This window comes from Rhizobium sp. P38BS-XIX, from assembly GCF_012641435.1.
Taxonomy (GTDB): Bacteria; Pseudomonadota; Alphaproteobacteria; order Rhizobiales; family Rhizobiaceae; genus Rhizobium.
On record NZ_JABAIJ010000017.1, the window covers coordinates 89,847 to 105,336 of the forward strand.

At 60.3% G+C, this 15,490-nt stretch carries 13 protein-coding genes; 8 read left to right on the forward strand and 5 right to left on the reverse strand.

Features of this window, described 5'->3' with window-relative positions; genetic code table 11:
• Positions 1-24: 24 nt before the first annotated feature.
• A complete protein-coding gene (locus HGP17_RS31935; protein ID WP_168815762.1) occupies positions 25-660 on the reverse strand; it encodes an rRNA adenine N-6-methyltransferase family protein in 636 nt (211 codons plus the stop codon).
• 144 nt (positions 661-804) lie between these two features.
• Between HGP17_RS31935 and HGP17_RS31940 the strand changes: the two genes are divergently transcribed.
• The 8 genes from HGP17_RS31940 (at position 805) to HGP17_RS31975 (ending at position 11,574) form a co-directional block, all read left to right on the forward strand.
• The gene (locus HGP17_RS31940) at positions 805-1,479 is read left to right on the forward strand and encodes a response regulator transcription factor (protein ID WP_168815764.1); all 675 of its coding nucleotides are present in this window, start codon (positions 805-807) and stop codon (positions 1,477-1,479) included.
• The gene (locus HGP17_RS31945; protein ID WP_168815766.1) at positions 1,476-2,894 is read left to right on the forward strand and encodes a HAMP domain-containing sensor histidine kinase; all 1,419 of its coding nucleotides are present in this window, start codon (positions 1,476-1,478) and stop codon (positions 2,892-2,894) included. The genes HGP17_RS31940 and HGP17_RS31945 overlap by 4 nt, the downstream gene beginning before the upstream one ends.
• A gap of 57 nt (positions 2,895-2,951) precedes the next feature.
• A complete protein-coding gene (locus HGP17_RS31950) occupies positions 2,952-4,154 on the forward strand; it encodes an MFS transporter (protein WP_168815768.1) in 1,203 nt (400 codons plus the stop codon).
• Between the two features lie 117 nt (positions 4,155-4,271).
• A complete protein-coding gene (locus HGP17_RS31955) occupies positions 4,272-4,946 on the forward strand; it encodes a response regulator transcription factor (RefSeq protein WP_168815770.1) in 675 nt (224 codons plus the stop codon).
• Positions 4,943-6,280 carry a HAMP domain-containing sensor histidine kinase gene (locus tag HGP17_RS31960; protein WP_168815784.1) on the forward strand — a complete coding sequence of 446 codons (1,338 nt, stop codon included), beginning with the start codon at positions 4,943-4,945 and terminating at the stop codon, positions 6,278-6,280. The genes HGP17_RS31955 and HGP17_RS31960 overlap by 4 nt, the downstream gene beginning before the upstream one ends.
• A gap of 265 nt (positions 6,281-6,545) precedes the next feature.
• Positions 6,546-7,175 carry an outer membrane beta-barrel protein gene (locus HGP17_RS31965; protein ID WP_168815786.1) on the forward strand — a complete coding sequence of 210 codons (630 nt, stop codon included), beginning with the start codon at positions 6,546-6,548 and terminating at the stop codon, positions 7,173-7,175.
• A 136-nt stretch (positions 7,176-7,311) separates the two neighbouring features.
• Positions 7,312-8,439: an efflux RND transporter periplasmic adaptor subunit gene (locus HGP17_RS31970; protein WP_168815788.1), complete on the forward strand. Its 1,128-nt coding sequence runs from the start codon at positions 7,312-7,314 to the stop codon at positions 8,437-8,439.
• 9 nt (positions 8,440-8,448) lie between these two features.
• On the forward strand, positions 8,449-11,574 hold the full coding sequence (locus HGP17_RS31975) for an efflux RND transporter permease subunit (RefSeq protein ID WP_168815790.1): 3,126 nt from the start codon (positions 8,449-8,451) through the stop codon (positions 11,572-11,574).
• 320 nt (positions 11,575-11,894) lie between these two features.
• On the opposite strand, the gene blaOXA is transcribed toward HGP17_RS31975, so the two are convergent.
• The 4 genes from blaOXA to HGP17_RS31995 all read right to left on the reverse strand — a co-directional run bounded on the left by blaOXA (position 11,895) and on the right by HGP17_RS31995 (position 14,868).
• Complete coding sequence (blaOXA, locus tag HGP17_RS31980) at positions 11,895-12,701, reverse strand: class D beta-lactamase (protein WP_168815792.1); 807 nt, start codon at positions 12,699-12,701, stop codon at positions 11,895-11,897.
• Between the two features lie 12 nt (positions 12,702-12,713).
• Positions 12,714-13,451: an SIMPL domain-containing protein gene (locus HGP17_RS31985; RefSeq protein ID WP_168815794.1), complete on the reverse strand. Its 738-nt coding sequence runs from the start codon at positions 13,449-13,451 to the stop codon at positions 12,714-12,716.
• Positions 13,452-13,491: 40 nt separating this feature from the next.
• Positions 13,492-13,875 carry a hypothetical protein gene (locus HGP17_RS31990; RefSeq protein ID WP_168815796.1) on the reverse strand — a complete coding sequence of 128 codons (384 nt, stop codon included), beginning with the start codon at positions 13,873-13,875 and terminating at the stop codon, positions 13,492-13,494.
• Positions 13,876-13,956: 81 nt separating this feature from the next.
• Entirely contained in the window at positions 13,957-14,868 is a 912-nt protein-coding gene (locus HGP17_RS31995; protein ID WP_168815806.1) for a sterol desaturase family protein, read from the reverse strand.
• Positions 14,869-15,490 lie beyond the last annotated feature (622 nt).

The following is a 15,490-nucleotide window of genomic DNA, read 5'->3' on the forward strand; positions in this document are numbered from 1 at the left end:
CGACCCACTTCACGATTGTTCGGGTCAATGCTCGAAAACGTCGAGATGACGAAGCAATGCGCTCGTCATCCCGCGATTGAGTATTCCGTTCGGCCACACCGGTGTGCGTGTGATGCGATAGACGGATGCCGGTGGCAGGTTGAAGAAGGTCCCGCCGATCTTTTCCGCCTGCAGGCCCAGGAAATTTAACACGTCGTCCGATATGGGGCAGCGCGGCCCATAGGTGAATTGGTAGAAAGCGCCCGCCGGGCCAAGGCAACAAAATGCGCCCTGCATGATCCTGATCACCTGTCGCGTCGGCATCGAAAGCAAGCCGAGCCCGCTCAGGACGGCTCCTGCGGCGCCTTCCCGCAAGGCAGGTGATACGGCGAGATCGGCAGCACTCATCTGCAACACGCAGGCGGCCGGAAATCGGCGTTTCAGCAGCTTGGCAAAGTGCGGGTTGAGCTCGACCAGCGTGATGTTGTGCTCGGCGACCCCTCGATTGCGCAGGGCGCTGGTGAACACCCCGGTCCCGGGGCCAAGCTCGATCACCGGACCCGTTGCCGCTGTAATATCCTTCGTCATGAGCTTTGCCAGCGCCCGGCCGGAGGGCGCGACGGCGGCTGTGCGGAGCGGAGCAATCGCCCATTGGCGCAGGAAAAAGAGGCTGTCTTTCATGATGTCGGTTCGTCCCTTGTCGGTTGATGATGTCCCGCAAGGGTTTCCTCGTGGCATCTGACGCCTGCATGGCTGGAAAGCGTCATGCTGCCGCAATGTAAGACGGGCAGGAAAACGCCAGGACGAACGGCAAAGGGATGATCGATGCGGCTCCTTGTGGTGGAGGACGAGCCGGAGATGGCGCTTGCCCTGCAAGCGGCATTGCGGCGACACGATATGGTCGCCGACCATGCCGATGGGATCGCCACCGCTCTGGAGATGATCCTGGCGGGCACCTATGACGCCATCATCCTCGACCGCGGCCTTCCCGATGGCGACGGACTGTGCCTCATTCCGAAAATCCGCCAGCACAAATCGAGCATTCCGGTGATCGTGCTGACTGCGCGCGGCCGGCTGGCCGAGCGCGTCGCGGGGTTGGATGGCGGCGCCGACGACTATCTGGCCAAGCCCTTCGCTTTCGAGGAGTTGCTGGCGCGATTGCGGGCCGTCATGCGGCGGCCGGATCATCTCAGCCCGATGGCCGTCAAGCTGGGGCGTCTGGCGCTCGATCTCGATCATCGCGAGGCGAGCGTCGAGGGCATGCGCTTCGATCTTCCGAGACGCGAACTGCTCGTGCTTGAAGCCCTTATGCGGCGCGCCGGCCGAATGGTGCCGCGCGAAATCCTGATGGAATCGGTCTTCGGCATGAGCGACGAAGTTCAATCCAACACGCTCGACAGCCATATTTCACGGTTGCGGCGCAAGCTTTGCGACATCGATGCCGGCGTCACCATCAACGGGGTGCGCGGCGTCGGCTATATGCTGATGGAGCAGGCATGAAGCAGCCGGCAGGCCGCTCGCTCAAATGGCAGTTGATTCGCCGATTGGTGGTTCTGCAGACACTGATCCTTCTCTTCGTTCTCGCGATCATGTTTCTGAAGGGCGATCTCTTTGCCTTCCGCTCGACGGATCGAACGATCGAAGCCCTGCAGCATGCCATCCAGCGCGATGCGGGTGGCGGATTGGAACTCCGCGACACGACCGAGCTGACGGCGCTGAGAGGAGCCGAGCCGGGCCTGTGGTTCATCATCCGCGACGCACAAGGCAGGAGAATTTCCGAAGGGCCGGTCCCGGCAATCTTCACGACCATCAGCGAAGCTTTGCCCGGCATCGGCCAGGCTCGCTTCGGATCGACAGTGGACGGCGCTGCCATGGATCGGCCGGAGGCGCGCATGCGCACCGTCTATACCACCGTCGGTGAAATGCAGATTATGACGGGGACCGAAAGTGGGGCGCCGCTGGCCATGATCGCGCTCGGGCTTTTGCTCGTCTTCATCAAGGTTGGCCTGCCGATCCTGGTGGTCATCGTCTTCGGCATATTGATCGCGACCCCGATCGTCGTGCGTGGCGCGGTCGCCGGCATCGCAAAGGCGGAAAAGCAGGCAGCCCTCATCGATATCGGCCAACGAGGCGTGCGGCTGGCAACAGCAGGCACGCCGCCCGAAATCGCCTCGCTCATCCGTGCCGTCAACGAAGCGCTTCGCCGGCTTGATGACGGTTACGAGCGACATCAACGCTTCCTGGCGGATGCAGCCCACGAACTCAGAACGCCGATTGCCATTCTCGGCACCCGCATCGCCGCGCTGCCGCAGCTGCCGGAACGCATGCAGCTGATTGCCGACGTGGCGCGATTGACGACGCTGACGGAGCAGCTGCTGGATATAGAGCGGTTGCGGCGGGATATTGCCGATTTCAAGCCCGTCTCGCTGCTGGGGCTCGGCAAGCGGGTGGTCAGCGATATGGCGCCGCTCGCCTTTCCGGCCGGCTATGGCCTGGACCTGTTTTTCGAGGGCGACGACGACCCTGTTCAGGGTGACGAGGCCGCACTTGAGCGTGCGCTGGCAAGCCTGATCCAGAATGCCATCGACCACGGCGGCGGCAAGGGAACGATCCATATTCGCATCTCGTCCAACCGGATGGAGGTCTGCGACGATGGCCCCGGGATACCGCAGGAAGAATGCGAGCGCATCTTCGAGCCCTTCTATCGGCTGAAGCCGCGCCCTCGTGGGACGGGCCTTGGACTTCATCTGGTCAGGCAGATCGTGGAGTTGCATGGCGGCACTGTTCATGCCGGCGCCAGCCCTACAGGCGGGGCGCGGTTGACGATCGATCTGGCGCCGATCACCCGGACTTTGCGGGCAATGCAATCTGACCGCACCGCTTTTGATTGCGCACACAAATCTCTGCGTCCGTAATGTTACTGCAAGGCAGCGGGCCGAATCTGATGCTCAAACGACCATCGGAAAAATACCGTGCTTCAACGACTTCAGCGCAATGCGCGATGGCCCTTTGTCGGGCTTCAATTGAGCAACGTGGCCTCGAATTTCAGCCACGCCTTCGCGACCGTCCTCTACCCCTGGATCATGTATGATCTGACCGGGAGCGTCGTCTGCATGGCGGTCATGGCGGTTCTAAACAGCATCGTGCTTCTGTTCGGCATGGCCTTCGGCGGCTATGTGGCGGAACTTCTGGGCGTTCGCTACACCGCACTCATATCCGCCAAGGTCGGCACGTTGACATCGTTGCTGATCGCAGCGCTTTACACCGCCGATTTTCTCAGCCCCAGCATCTTTATTCTGCTTGGCCTGATGAGCTCGATCCTCGACGGGCCGGCGACCGTTGCGACGGAGGCCAAAATTCCGGAGATTGCCCGCCTTTCGGGGATGTCGCTGACCGACGCCAATTCGATAGACGACGTGCTCGACGGCTTCGTTCTGCTCACGGCGTCCGCCGCAAGCGCCTTCATTATCGCCGCCATCGGGTCCAAGGATGCAGCCTGGTGGATCGCGTTCTGCAACTTCGCCGCCATGGTTACTCTATCCTTCAGCCTGCCGAAATTTCGGCTTCGGGGGGCGCCACGGTTTAGGGACGTCATCGCAGCGGGAAAGCAGTTCCGGCGCCTGGCCGCCTCGCTGCCGTTGGCACTGTGCGCGAGCGCCGCCCTCGGTTTCTTCATGACGCTGCAGATCTTTCTCGTGCCGGCGGCGCTGCGGCTGCAAGGCGGATCCATGGCGTGGCTCGGCATATTTATCGCGGCCTCTGCAGTCGCTACGATCATGATGAACCTGCATCTGGCATCGCGCCAGCACACGCCACCACCTGCAGCTATCGTCTCGCGAGCCTTCCTCGGGCTGGCGCTTGCGATGGGGATGCTCTGGATCGAGGTTTCGCCGGCGACCATGATGTTTTCGGGCTTTGTCGCAGGATTGGCGAATGGCTGGCTGTCGCCCGCCTTCGTCGCGATCCTGCAGATCAAGGCTTCGCGCGAGAGCAAGCCCTATGTCATGGGATTCTCCTATGCCGTGGTGCTGTTGTTTCTGCCGTTCGAATACATGCTAACGGGCGCCGCAATCGGCCTTATGTCCTTTCGCACCACCTGTATCCTCCTGATGTTCCTGCTGTCGCTGGCGGCAGCGGTCAGCGCGGCCTGGCTGGAGTCCATTCAGAATGATTAGCCGGAAATAGATCGGACAACGAACCGACAATGTGAGAAACAAACCATTACGCGCAATGATGCCGTAATGTTGATCGCTATGTCTTGGAAAAACCGTTCCATTTCAGGGAGACAAGGAATGCGCCTCTTGCTCGTGGAAGATGAGCCGCAGATGGCGGATGCGCTCGCCACCGCCTTGCACCAGCACGACATCATCGTGGACCATGTGCCAAACCTCGACTATGCGAAAAGCGCGGTCGCAGAACATGTGCATGACATGATCGTGCTCGACAGGCAGCTGCCCGATGGCGATGGGCTTGAGCTCATTCAGCATTTGCGCGCGATCGGTGCGACCGTGCCGGTCATCGTGCTCACCGCCCGGGGTTCTCTGGCCGACCGTGTCAACGGCCTGGATCTCGGCGCCGACGACTATCTTGCCAAGCCCTTCGCGCTTGATGAGCTCCTGGCGCGCATCCGTGCGCTCATGCGCCGGCCTGCGGCGGTCGCCCCCATGGTCGCAAAGCTTGGCCGACTGGAATTCAGCCTATACGACAGGGAGGCCCGTATCGGCGGCAAGGTGCTCGATCTGCCGAGGCGCGAGCTTCTGGTGCTGGAAACGCTGATCCGCCGGCACGGCCGGACGGTGCTCAGAGCCGCGCTCGAGGAAGCCGTCTATGCTTTCGATGACGAGATCCAGTCGAATGCGCTGGATTCGCACGTGTCGCGACTGCGCAAGAAGCTGGCCGATGCGCAGGCCGGCGTGGAAATCCACGGCATTCGCGGAGTGGGGTATCTGTTGAGGCCGACCGCATGAAGCGCATCAAGGCGAAATCGCTGAAGCGTCGGCTGATCGCGCAGCTTCTCCTCTTCCAGGTCGGCATTCTCCTCCTGTTCAGCGTGGCGTTCGTCGCCTACCTGATACAGGCAGGGGAGGGCATCGTTCTCTCCGATCCCGAATTTGCAGACGCGGCCGGACGCGCAATCGAACGCAAAGCGGATGGCCGTCTCGTTCTCAACGAAACGGAGCAGATTGCCAAACTGAGGCAAACGTCGCCCGACTTCTGGTTCGTCGCCCGAAGCGAAAGGGGCGAAATCGTTCAGACCGGCAATGTGCCTGAGGTTTATGCCGCGATGGCGCAGCATCTGGATCGCATAACCTTCGGCGATATCAGGGACACAAAAGCCCCCTTCTCATACCTGGCCGTCATACGCAGCACATCGGGGCCGGCAGGAGACTTTACCGTCATCGGCAAGGGTGACGTGTTCAGCATGACATACGCCATCATTCTGCTATCGAACCTGCTGATGGTGCCGATCCTTGTGCTGCTGGTGATCGTCACGATCATTGTCATTCCTTGGATCGTCAGCAGGGCATTTTCCCGCCTTTCCACGGTCGCCAAGGAAGCGGAGGCTATCGATATCGACCGGCGCGGATACAGATTGCCGGAAACGGGGATCCCCCGCGAAGTCATGCCGCTCGTCAATGCGATCAACGGGGCGCTTCAGCGCCTCGATGAAGGACATGAGCGGCATCAGCGCTTCATTCTCGATGCAGCGCACGAGCTGCGCACACCGGTCGCCATTTTGCAGACGCGGGTCGAAAGCATTGCCGAAGGTCCGATCCGCAATCGGCTGCTTTCCGATGCCGCCCGTATCGCCGCACTTGCCGAACAACTGCTGGACCTGCAGCGGCTCGATGTCATCGGCGGAAATTTCTCTGCCGTCGACCTGGTGGAGATATGCCGGGACGTTGCTGCCGATATGGCGCCACTGGCAATTGCGCAGGGTTATGACCTGTCACTAGAGACGCTGCTCGACCACCTGATTGTTCAAGGCGACGCCGGTGCCCTGCGCCGCGTGGTCTTCAATATCGTTCAGAACGCAATCGAACATGGTGGCGGCAGGGGAAACATCACGATCAGGATCGAGCGGCGAGCCGTGATCGAGATCATCGACGAAGGGCCGGGCGTCCCCGCAACGGAACGGGAGCGGATCTTCGAGCCGTTCCATCGCCTCCATCCGCATGAGCATGGAGCCGGCCTCGGGCTCAATCTGGTCAAGGAAATCATGCAGCGACACGGCGGTCACGTCGTCGCGCTGGACAGCCAGCAGGGCGGCGCCTGCTTTCGTCTGTCCTTCCCCGTTTGAGCCGGCGGTTGTCCGCGCCATCCTTAAAATATAGTTAAATAACTCCGTACAACTCCATAAAAATACTGAATAAATTTTCAATATTTTCAAATCCTGCAATGTACCCGCAATTCTCGCAGGCAAAATGGCTCTTGTCTCCTTGGACCCGACCGTTCGTGAAATGGTCGGCGCTGGAGGCCAGCAGGAACCGGCTTCCGGTTCTCCAACGCAAACAGAGACCTTGCGAGCGCTAGGGATGGCGCATGGGTTTCGTATGGAGTTATCAATGTCGCTCAGCGCAAAATCTATTCTGTTCGCCGTTATGGCCGTTGCGGCCGCGACCCACGCATCCGCCGCCGACCTCACGACCTATCAGGCTCCCGATGCCGGCTACGAACAGCCGCCGGCATTCAAATGGAGCGGTGCCTATTTCGGTGCGCATGGGGGTATTGCCTCACCGAAGCTAAACCCCTTCGCCGATGGCAAGGGCCTGACCGGCGGCGTACAGGCCGGCTACAATTTCCAGGTCGGCCCTGGCATCATCGGTGCGGAACTTGAAGGGTCCTATCTCGGAAACAACGAGGTGCGCGTTCCCAACGGCAAGCTCGAAGAGCGGTTCCGCGGCGCAGCCAAGGCCAAGGCCGGCCTGACTTTCGACCGCACCCTGCTCTACGGCACCGCCGGTCTGACCATGACGAAGTTCGATAGCGGAAAGGGTGTCTCCGGCCCCAGCGGCTGGAAGCAGGGCTATCTGCTCGGCGGCGGTATCGAACAGGGTTTCGGCGGCGGCCTGTCGGCCAAGGTCGAATACAACTACGTCATGACCAATGACGTTGCGACCTCCACCTCCAGAGGCAAGTCGAAGACCGATCTTCGCGATCACGTCATCAAGGCCGGTCTGAACTACCGCTTCTGATAGAGCAATTCGCAGACGTCGACATGCCTTCCAAGCAAGGCATGCCCGGCGGAGAGCGGTGAGAGAGTCTGATCAAACCCCGAGTCAGTCCTCTCGCCGCTCTCAACCATGAACTGAAAGCGTGAAGTTGATTGCCATGACAAGCCGTCTCACGAAAATAACGATTGTTCTGGCGCTGATTGCGCTAGGTGTTGTCAGTGCCGTGGTTGCACAGGCCAGTCGCGATGTCCAAGGCGGACAGCAGGCTGAGCGAACGCCCGCAGCCAAATCAGTTGAGGTTGCCTCCATGGAGGTGATGGAGGTCCATCGGCAAAACTATAGCCAGGACATTCGCATCAACGGCTTCATTCAACCGGCCAGACGCGTGACGTTGACGGCGAGACTGTCTGGCACATTGGCGACCGTCGAAGCCGACGTGGGAATAGCCGTTCGTGCCGGCGACGTCATCGCACGCTTCGACACGGAATCCCTCACCCTTTCGCAGAACCGTCTGGTGGCAACGACGGAAGCCAAGGCGGCGACGCTCCTGCGCGCGCAGAAGGATCTCGAGCGCACGCGCAGCCTTGCCGCCAGTGGCGGCGTTGCACAGGCGAAGCTGACCGAGGTCGAGACCGATGTGGCGGTGCTGAAGGCAGAGCTGCGCGCCCTGCAGGCGGAGGAAGCCGAAGCACAGCGCGCGCTTGACGACGCTGTCGTCACCGCTCCCTTCGACGGGATCGTCAATGCCCGCAGGATCAACCCCGGCCAAGCCGTGTCGATCAATACCGAACTGTTCGAGATCGTCGATATCGCGCAACTGGATCTCGTCGCGCTCATCCCCCCGCAGGAAAGCGCCGGTCTCTCGATCGGCCAGAAGGCATCCATCGAGATCGAAGGGCTACCCAGCAACGCACTTTCCGCCAGACTCGACCGGATCAGTCCGGCAACCCTCGACAACTCCCGATCGCTGCAAGTCTATCTGAGGCTGGAGCATGTCGTTCCCGGCCTTCGCGGCGGTATGTTCGGCCATGGCTTGCTGGAGATTGCCAATCACAAAAATATTCTGGCGGTTCCGGCAGCCGCCATCGTCAAAGAAGGCGAGGAAACCTTCATTCGCACGATCGCCAATGGCGTCGTGCACAAACAGCCTGTTGTTCTCGGCTCGACCAGAATCGGCGAAGACCTCGTTGAAATCCAGAGCGGGCTCAACGAAGGCAACGTCGTCATAACCGTCCCCCTGCCAGACGTTTCCAACGGCACCTCCGTGAAAATCGCCGTGCGTTAGGAATAACAGATGTTTCTTGCCCGAATTTCGATCCAGCAGCCCGTTTTCGCGACCATGGTCATGGTCGCTATCGTCGTATTGGGCATCAGCGCCTGGTTACGTTTGCCCGTGGACCTTTTGCCTTCGATCGACCTCCCGACCGTCGTCGTATCCACCAACTATGATGGCGCTTCCGCGCTTGCCGTCGAGCAGCAGGTGAGCCGGCCGATCGAGGAAAGCATCGGCGCGATCGCCGGCGTCAAGAAGATCACCTCGAAGTCATCGACAGGCAATTCGCTCGTCATTGCCGAATTCACCCTCGAAACGCCATCGCGCGCTGCGGCGGACGAAGTGCGCGACCGTGTATCCCGACTGCAGGATGCACTACCAGATAGCGCCGATCGACCGCTCGTCATGCGCTTCAATCCGCAGGATGCGCCGATCATGTCGCTCGCCGCCTTCTCGTCGGACCTTTCCCTTAGCCGGATGACGAAAATTGCGGACACGACGATCGTGCCGCGCTTGCGGCGCGTGCCTGGGGTGGGTCAGGTGACACTGGTCGGCGGCAGCGAGGATCAGGTGAGAATTCAGCCTGATCCCGCAAAGCTTCTATCCTTCGGCATTCCTATCCCGACCGTCATCGAATCCATTCAGCGGGCAACGCGTGACAGCGCGATCGGCTCCATCGTGTCCTCGACGCGAGATCGCAGTGTGACCGTCAGCGTGCAGCCAGGCAGTGTCGGCGAGTTCGCCGATATCGTCGTTACCCGGGACAGCGCCGGTCGCGCCATCCGTCTGTCGGAGGTCGCCGATGTGATGGAGGCCGGCGCCGATCCGAAGAGCCGGGCCTGGTACAACGGCAAACCGGCGCTGGGCCTCGATATCGTCAAGCTCGAGGGCGCCAACACGGTCGACGTGGCCAAGGGTGTCGAGCGCGAGCTGGCTTTGCTGAGAAAAGACGACGCGCTGCGCGATATCGGCGTCGTCATATCGCAGGATAGCTCTCGAACGATTATCGGGCAGATCGGCGACGTGCAGAGAACGATCATCGAAGGCGGCGCGCTGACCATCGTCATCGTCCTCCTGTTTCTCAATTCCTGGCGCTCGACCATCATTACCGCACTCACACTTCCGGTCGCGGTCATCGGCACTTTTGCGGCAATGGCCGTTCTCGGCTTCAGCCTCAATCTGATGACCATGCTGGCGCTATCGATCTGCATCGGCATCCTGATAGACGATGCCATCGTGGTGCGCGAAAATATCAGCCGGCACGCGGCAATGGGCAAGGATCGCAAGCAGGCAGCGCTGGACGGCACCTCCGAGATCGGCCTCGCCGTGCTCGCCACGACGCTTTCGATCGTTGCCGTCTTCCTTCCCGTCGCCTTTATGGGTGGGGTGATCGGACGGTTCTTCCTGCAATTCGGCATCACCGTTTCCGTCGCCGTGCTGATTTCTCTGTTCGTCTCCTTCACGCTCGATCCGATGCTTTCAAGCGTCTGGGTCGACCGACCTTCTGCGAAAAGAGGAAGACTGCAAGCCATGCTCGACCGCTTCGATCATGGATTTGAAGGCATAGCAAAGGGATATGGCCGCATCGTCGGCTGGTGCCTCGATCACCGTGCCGTCACCTCGTTTTGCGTTCTGGCGCTGTTTATCGGCAGCCTCTGCCTCATTCCGCGCATCGGTACGGAGTTCGTGCCAAAATCGGATCAGGGCATGGTCGCTGTCGGCCTGACACTGCCGGAGGGGTCGTCGGTTGAATATACGGGCGCCAAGATCAGGCAGGCGGAAGCGATCCTTCGGCAGTTTCCGGATATTCTCGACCTCTATTCGACCGTCAACAGCGGCGATGGCGCCAATACCAACGAGGCGCGGATCGCCGCATCCATGGTGTCACCGGACAAGCGAACGATGACATCGGTCACGATCGCGCCCAAGCTGCGCGACGCCCTGAGCCCTATCTCCGGCGCGACATTGGAGGTTGGCCAGCCCGGCGACATCTCCGGCGCGGAGGCAAAGACAATCCAGATATCGATCATGGGCGGCGACCTGAATATGCTTGAGCGCATCTCTCAGGACATCAGGGGCAGGCTGCGTGGCATCGAAGGGCTGATCGATCTGGAATCCTCTGCCGACAAGAAGCGCCCGATGCTGATGGTTCGGCTTCGCGCCGAGGAGGCGGCCGACCTTGGAATTTCCACGGCGACGATCGAGCGCAACCTCCGGCCTTTGGTTGCCGGCGAAAAACTGACCAGCTGGGCGCATGGCGGCGACGAATCGCGATATGTCGCGATCCGCCTGCCGGAAGAAGGGCGCAGAACGCTCGACGACCTCAAGCAGATTCCTATTCCGGTGGAGCGTTCAGGTACCAGCAATCCGGCCGCAACGGTGCCGCTGGCGCAAGTGGCCGATATCACGGAAACACTTGCACCGCAGACGATCGTGCGGCGGGATGGCGATCGTGAAGTGCGCCTCTCTGCCAATCTGGGGGGCCGCCCTCTCGGTCTCGTCGTTCGCGACATCCAAGCGGTCATCGACTCCACCAGCCTGCCCGCAGGCTATCGCATCGCGATCGGCGGCGAAGCGGACGACATGGTGGAAAGTTTCGGCTATGCGATGCAAGCACTCGTGCTGGCCGTCGTCTTTATCTACCTGATCCTCGCTTCACAATTCGGCTCCTTCATTCAGCCGGTGGCAATCATGACCAGCCTGCCGCTTTCGATCGGCGGCGTGCTCGGCGGCCTGCTGCTGACCGGCTCGACCATCAACATCTTCTCGGTGATCGGCTTCATCATGCTGATGGGCCTGGTGACAAAAAACGCCATTCTGCTGGTAGATCATGCCAACAAGCGTCGTCGGGAAGGCGCCAGCATGCGGCAAGGCCTGATCGATGCCGGCGTCGTCCGCTTCCGCCCGATCGTCATGACCACATCGGCCATGATCATCGGCATGATGCCACTGGCGCTGGGCTATGGCGAAGGCGGACAGGAACGTGCTTCGATGGCGCATGCCGTCATCGGCGGCCTTGTCTCTTCGACGGCGCTGACGCTGGTCTTCGTACCCGTGGCCTTGTCGTTGATCGAAAGCTGCAGGGCGATGATCATGAAGAGGACCGAGCGTCCTGACGCGGAACAGGCAGACGATCTGTCGGCGTGACAAGACAAACGCCTGATTCCGCGTCAAACTCCATGAATGTGGAGCAAGTCTGGCATGCCTTTGGCAAGAATGGGCGGTGCTGGAGGTCAGTGCGGCTATTGTTCTGACGACGTGGACGGTGCCAGTAGCCCGGCGGGAAAACGAAAACCCATGGCGTTGACGATGGGCAGAAACAGAGACCTATTGAAAAGAATTCGGCGCCGGGATCCTGCCCGCGGCGCCGATCAGAGTTCGAATTTGGTGGAAGCGTCGCGCTCTCTCAGTCTTTGCGCATTTCGCCCGCAGCTTCTCGGCTCACCGTATGGCGCCGCACTCAATACTCATATCGCATCGGGCTTTGAGAAGAGATCGGCAAGAATGGCGTCGCGCGCTCGCTTGCCGGCCGAGCCGGGGATTTTACTTTCTTCACCGATCAGACGTGCGAAGACGATTTTGCGATCGCCCTTCACCGCCCAGCCGACAAACCAGCCGTACATCTTGTAGCGGTCGCCGCGAATGCCAATGCGTGACGACGGCATGGCACCGGTTTTGCCGAAGGCATGCCAGCCCGATTGCTGCTGGACGCCGTAGTCGGCTATCTTCGCCGTCATTTCATAGGCCTTGTCGCTGACACCGAGCTCGCGGCGGACAAGCTTTCGCAGGAAGGCGAGCTGCTCGACAGGCGAGATCTTCAGGGACGACCCGAGCCAGGCATGCGTCAGACCATCATGCTTGCCGGGATTGCCAGAAACATCCGCATTGCCGTAGTCGAACTGCTTCGTATAGGCTTGGAACTTGGCAGCTCCGAGCGCCTCCGTCAGACGTTGCGAATACCATACGATCGATTTCTCCATCCACAGGCGCGGCGTTGCCTTGTCTTCCCATGTCGTCGACCAGTCCGAATAGCCTTTCACAAAAGGCCAGACCGGCTTCGTCTCATCGGTCAGGATATTGGCGTCATACCCCATGAGGCTGAGCGCGAGTTTGAACGTCGATGCCGGTGAGATCCTGCGATCGCAGTCTCCCTGCTTCACAAGGGTTTTACCGCTTTCGACATCCGCCACGATCGAGCAGATCGTCTCGGCTCGAGAAACCGCGGGAAGGCTGGCAAACGCCGCGGTCACCGCAACGAGGCACATATGTCTCATGATCGTCTCCACTCACCTTGCAACCAGATAGGATACGGCAACTCTTGCCGTGACGACATTCTTGCCGGTCTCGACCGGAACCCCGCCATCGGCACTAGCGGCCCGCAGACGCGCATCGATGGAAGCATAGGGAAACACCGTCGCGGCGGGTTGATCTTCGATTGCGACGATCGGCCCGAGCTTGAGGCCGGACGCCTCGGCCACCGTGCCAGCGCTTTTTGCGGCGGCGCTGACGGCTTTCTTGCGCGCCTCATCGACGGCGGCCGCTATATCCTCGACCAGAAAATCGACCGCGCCACCCTCGTTGACACCATTCTTCAGCGCAACATCAAGGACATTGCCGACCTCCGTCACCTTGCGAACACGCACCATCAGCGTATTCCTGGCGTCATAGCCGATGATCGTCGAGGATGGCGCCATGCCATCTGGCTTTGCGGTGTAGTCGAAGCGCGGCGAAATCTGAAAATCCGCACTTTGCATGTCGTCCCTGTTGATGCCCATGGAGACCAGCGCGGCAATGAGTTTGCGCGTCGCCTCCGTCGATGCGGCGACGGCCTGGTTCGCCTCACCCGCCTGCCGCAATACGGTCAGGCGAACGACGGCGAGATCAGGGCTGCGCAGGATCTGCCCTTCGCCAACGACGCGAATGAGGCCGGCTCCCTGCCCCAGTTTCTCCTGGGCATAGGCGGGGGTGTTCAAAGCGATGGAGAGGCTGGTGATGGCAACGGCGGTGATGAAGTTAGGTTTCATGTTGCGATAATCCCGTAACTGAAAATATCTGACGAGTGGCTCACTCACATTCCAGCGAGGGCTGCCGGAAGCTGGTCACATACCAATCCGACCCGGAGCGCCGGGCATGGAAGGTGTAAAAACATTCGGTCTGCTCGACATAGCCTGGCGTCTCGGTAACCTCATAGCGCCGGCCGCGCCGTGTCTCCTTGACTTCGCCGCTGGATTGCCCGGCAACCACCTGTGTCTTCTGCTTGCGCCATTGATAGGCGCGCTCGCCGGGCCGCAGATCATACACATTGTCCGGCGGTCCGTAGTCGAGCATGACGCTGCTGATGGGCGCGCCGATATAGCTCTTCATCACCTGCGAGGCGCAGGCCGAAACGAGCAGCAACACGCCAAGCATGCCAATGCCGGTCGTGAGCCGTCTCATGCTGGAAGACATCAGGAACGTCCTTTGCGCTGGAGGAGATCGCAAGCAGGGGTACGTGGGCTGGATTACGGCAGCATTGCGCAACGCTGCCCCTCAACCTTTTGTCGTGCGGCCCAGGATCTGACGGATTCCATCCCTGCTGAAAGGTTGCGCCAATTGTCTCAGAAAGCCTTTGGCGATCTGGCCACGAATGCCGATATCGGTGGAGGACGGCCGATCCGGATTGAAATATGTGCCAAACAGCAGGTCAAATACGACGATATTCTCGCCGTAGTTCGTGTTGCCCTCGCGCATATCCTTGGAGTGATGCCAGCGATGGAGCCGCGGCGTGCTGAAAACGTAATCAAGGACACCTGTGAGCATATCGACGTTGCAGTGCGTGAGAATCCCCATGAAGGCTGTCACAGCACCGAGCCACCAGAACACCTGAAGCGGGGCACCCAATAGATAAAGCGGGATTTGGCTGAGCGCGACTTTGAAGAGCGAATCGGCAATGTGAAAACGCCCGGTGTTCACAACCCAAAGCCGGGTGACGCTGTGATGCAGCGCATGGAATCGCCAGAAGAAAAGTCGCTCATGGGCGATTCGATGCGACCAATAAAGGCCGAATTCGGCGATGATCACAGCCAGCGCCACTTGCAACAGCGCCGGCATTGCTACAGGCCAGACATCGAACCGGGCAACCAAAAGCGGCTGCAGCATCGTCGCGGCCAGCATGGGAAAAAGAGCGCCAAGCAAGGCGAGAACCTGAACCAGCCCCTTCGTCAGAATGGTATGGGCGATGTCGTTCACCGTCTCGCCATCCGCGAGCAGCCAGCGTCGCTCATAGGGAATATAGCGTTCAAGCAGAAAAAGGAGCAGCACCGCGACTGCATAGACCAGCACGAAAGCCAGCATCGGGCGGCTGCTGGAAAACGCGAAATATGCGCCCAGAAGACCGGAAAAGAACACCAGCGGCCAGGATATCAGGGATAGAAAGATCTTCATTGCGAGCGATCCAGCCAGTCCAAGAGCTCGCCGCAGCTTCGCGCTTTCCCATCGCTAAAGCGACCATCGGTGCAGGGATTGATATGTTGGTACCGGCGCCGGCGATCATCCTCATCAAGCCGATCGCGCCATCGATCGTATCTGAGCTGTCGACGGAGCTCGGCGCAGCCTCGCGGTCGCCCATCACTAAAACGACCATCGGTGCACGGGTCGTATCGATGCTGAACAGGGACGGGAGACATCCCGTCACGCGCGGGCCTGGACTGCGCCTCGGAAAAGCAATGCCCTCCGGTCAGAACCATGCACGCCAATAGAAAAGGTAATCGCATAAGAGCCGCCTTCGCTTCATTGAACGGCGGCAATTTCAGTGCGATGAATTGCATGAGCATTGCGATTTTCGGAAGAAGCACCTTTACGTGTCATCGACCGCGCGGGTTCGTTGGTTACGGCGGAGACATTTGGCGGCGGGCAGATCAGGCTATCTCAGGATGACTTCGGGGCCATTCCCGAGAATTTTGTACTTGGTTGCCGTGCGGAGGGTCTTTTGGTTCGACGTGTGGGCGAGGGATTGCCGGCGATTTTGGGAACACGCACGTATCTCGGGCGCGCCTACCAGTATCAATGCACGACGGCGGCCGGC

What these genes read in the sequence shown, in the direction of transcription:
- HGP17_RS31935 (WP_168815762.1), bottom strand. Translation starts at nt 660, where the DNA reads ATGAAAGACAGCCTCTTTTTCCTGCGCCAATGGGCGATTGCTCCGCTC.
- HGP17_RS31940 (WP_168815764.1), top strand. Translation starts at nt 805, where the DNA reads ATGCGGCTCCTTGTGGTGGAGGACGAGCCGGAGATGGCGCTTGCCCTG.
- HGP17_RS31945 (WP_168815766.1), top strand. Translation starts at nt 1,476, where the DNA reads ATGAAGCAGCCGGCAGGCCGCTCGCTCAAATGGCAGTTGATTCGCCGA.
- HGP17_RS31955 (WP_168815770.1), top strand. Translation starts at nt 4,272, where the DNA reads ATGCGCCTCTTGCTCGTGGAAGATGAGCCGCAGATGGCGGATGCGCTC.
- HGP17_RS31960 (WP_168815784.1), top strand. Translation starts at nt 4,943, where the DNA reads ATGAAGCGCATCAAGGCGAAATCGCTGAAGCGTCGGCTGATCGCGCAG.
- HGP17_RS31965 (WP_168815786.1), top strand. Translation starts at nt 6,546, where the DNA reads ATGTCGCTCAGCGCAAAATCTATTCTGTTCGCCGTTATGGCCGTTGCG.
- HGP17_RS31970 (WP_168815788.1), top strand. Translation starts at nt 7,312, where the DNA reads ATGACAAGCCGTCTCACGAAAATAACGATTGTTCTGGCGCTGATTGCG.
- HGP17_RS31975 (WP_168815790.1), top strand. Translation starts at nt 8,449, where the DNA reads ATGTTTCTTGCCCGAATTTCGATCCAGCAGCCCGTTTTCGCGACCATG.
- blaOXA (WP_168815792.1), bottom strand. Translation starts at nt 12,701, where the DNA reads ATGAGACATATGTGCCTCGTTGCGGTGACCGCGGCGTTTGCCAGCCTT.
- HGP17_RS31985 (WP_168815794.1), bottom strand. Translation starts at nt 13,451, where the DNA reads ATGAAACCTAACTTCATCACCGCCGTTGCCATCACCAGCCTCTCCATC.
- HGP17_RS31990 (WP_168815796.1), bottom strand. Translation starts at nt 13,875, where the DNA reads ATGTCTTCCAGCATGAGACGGCTCACGACCGGCATTGGCATGCTTGGC.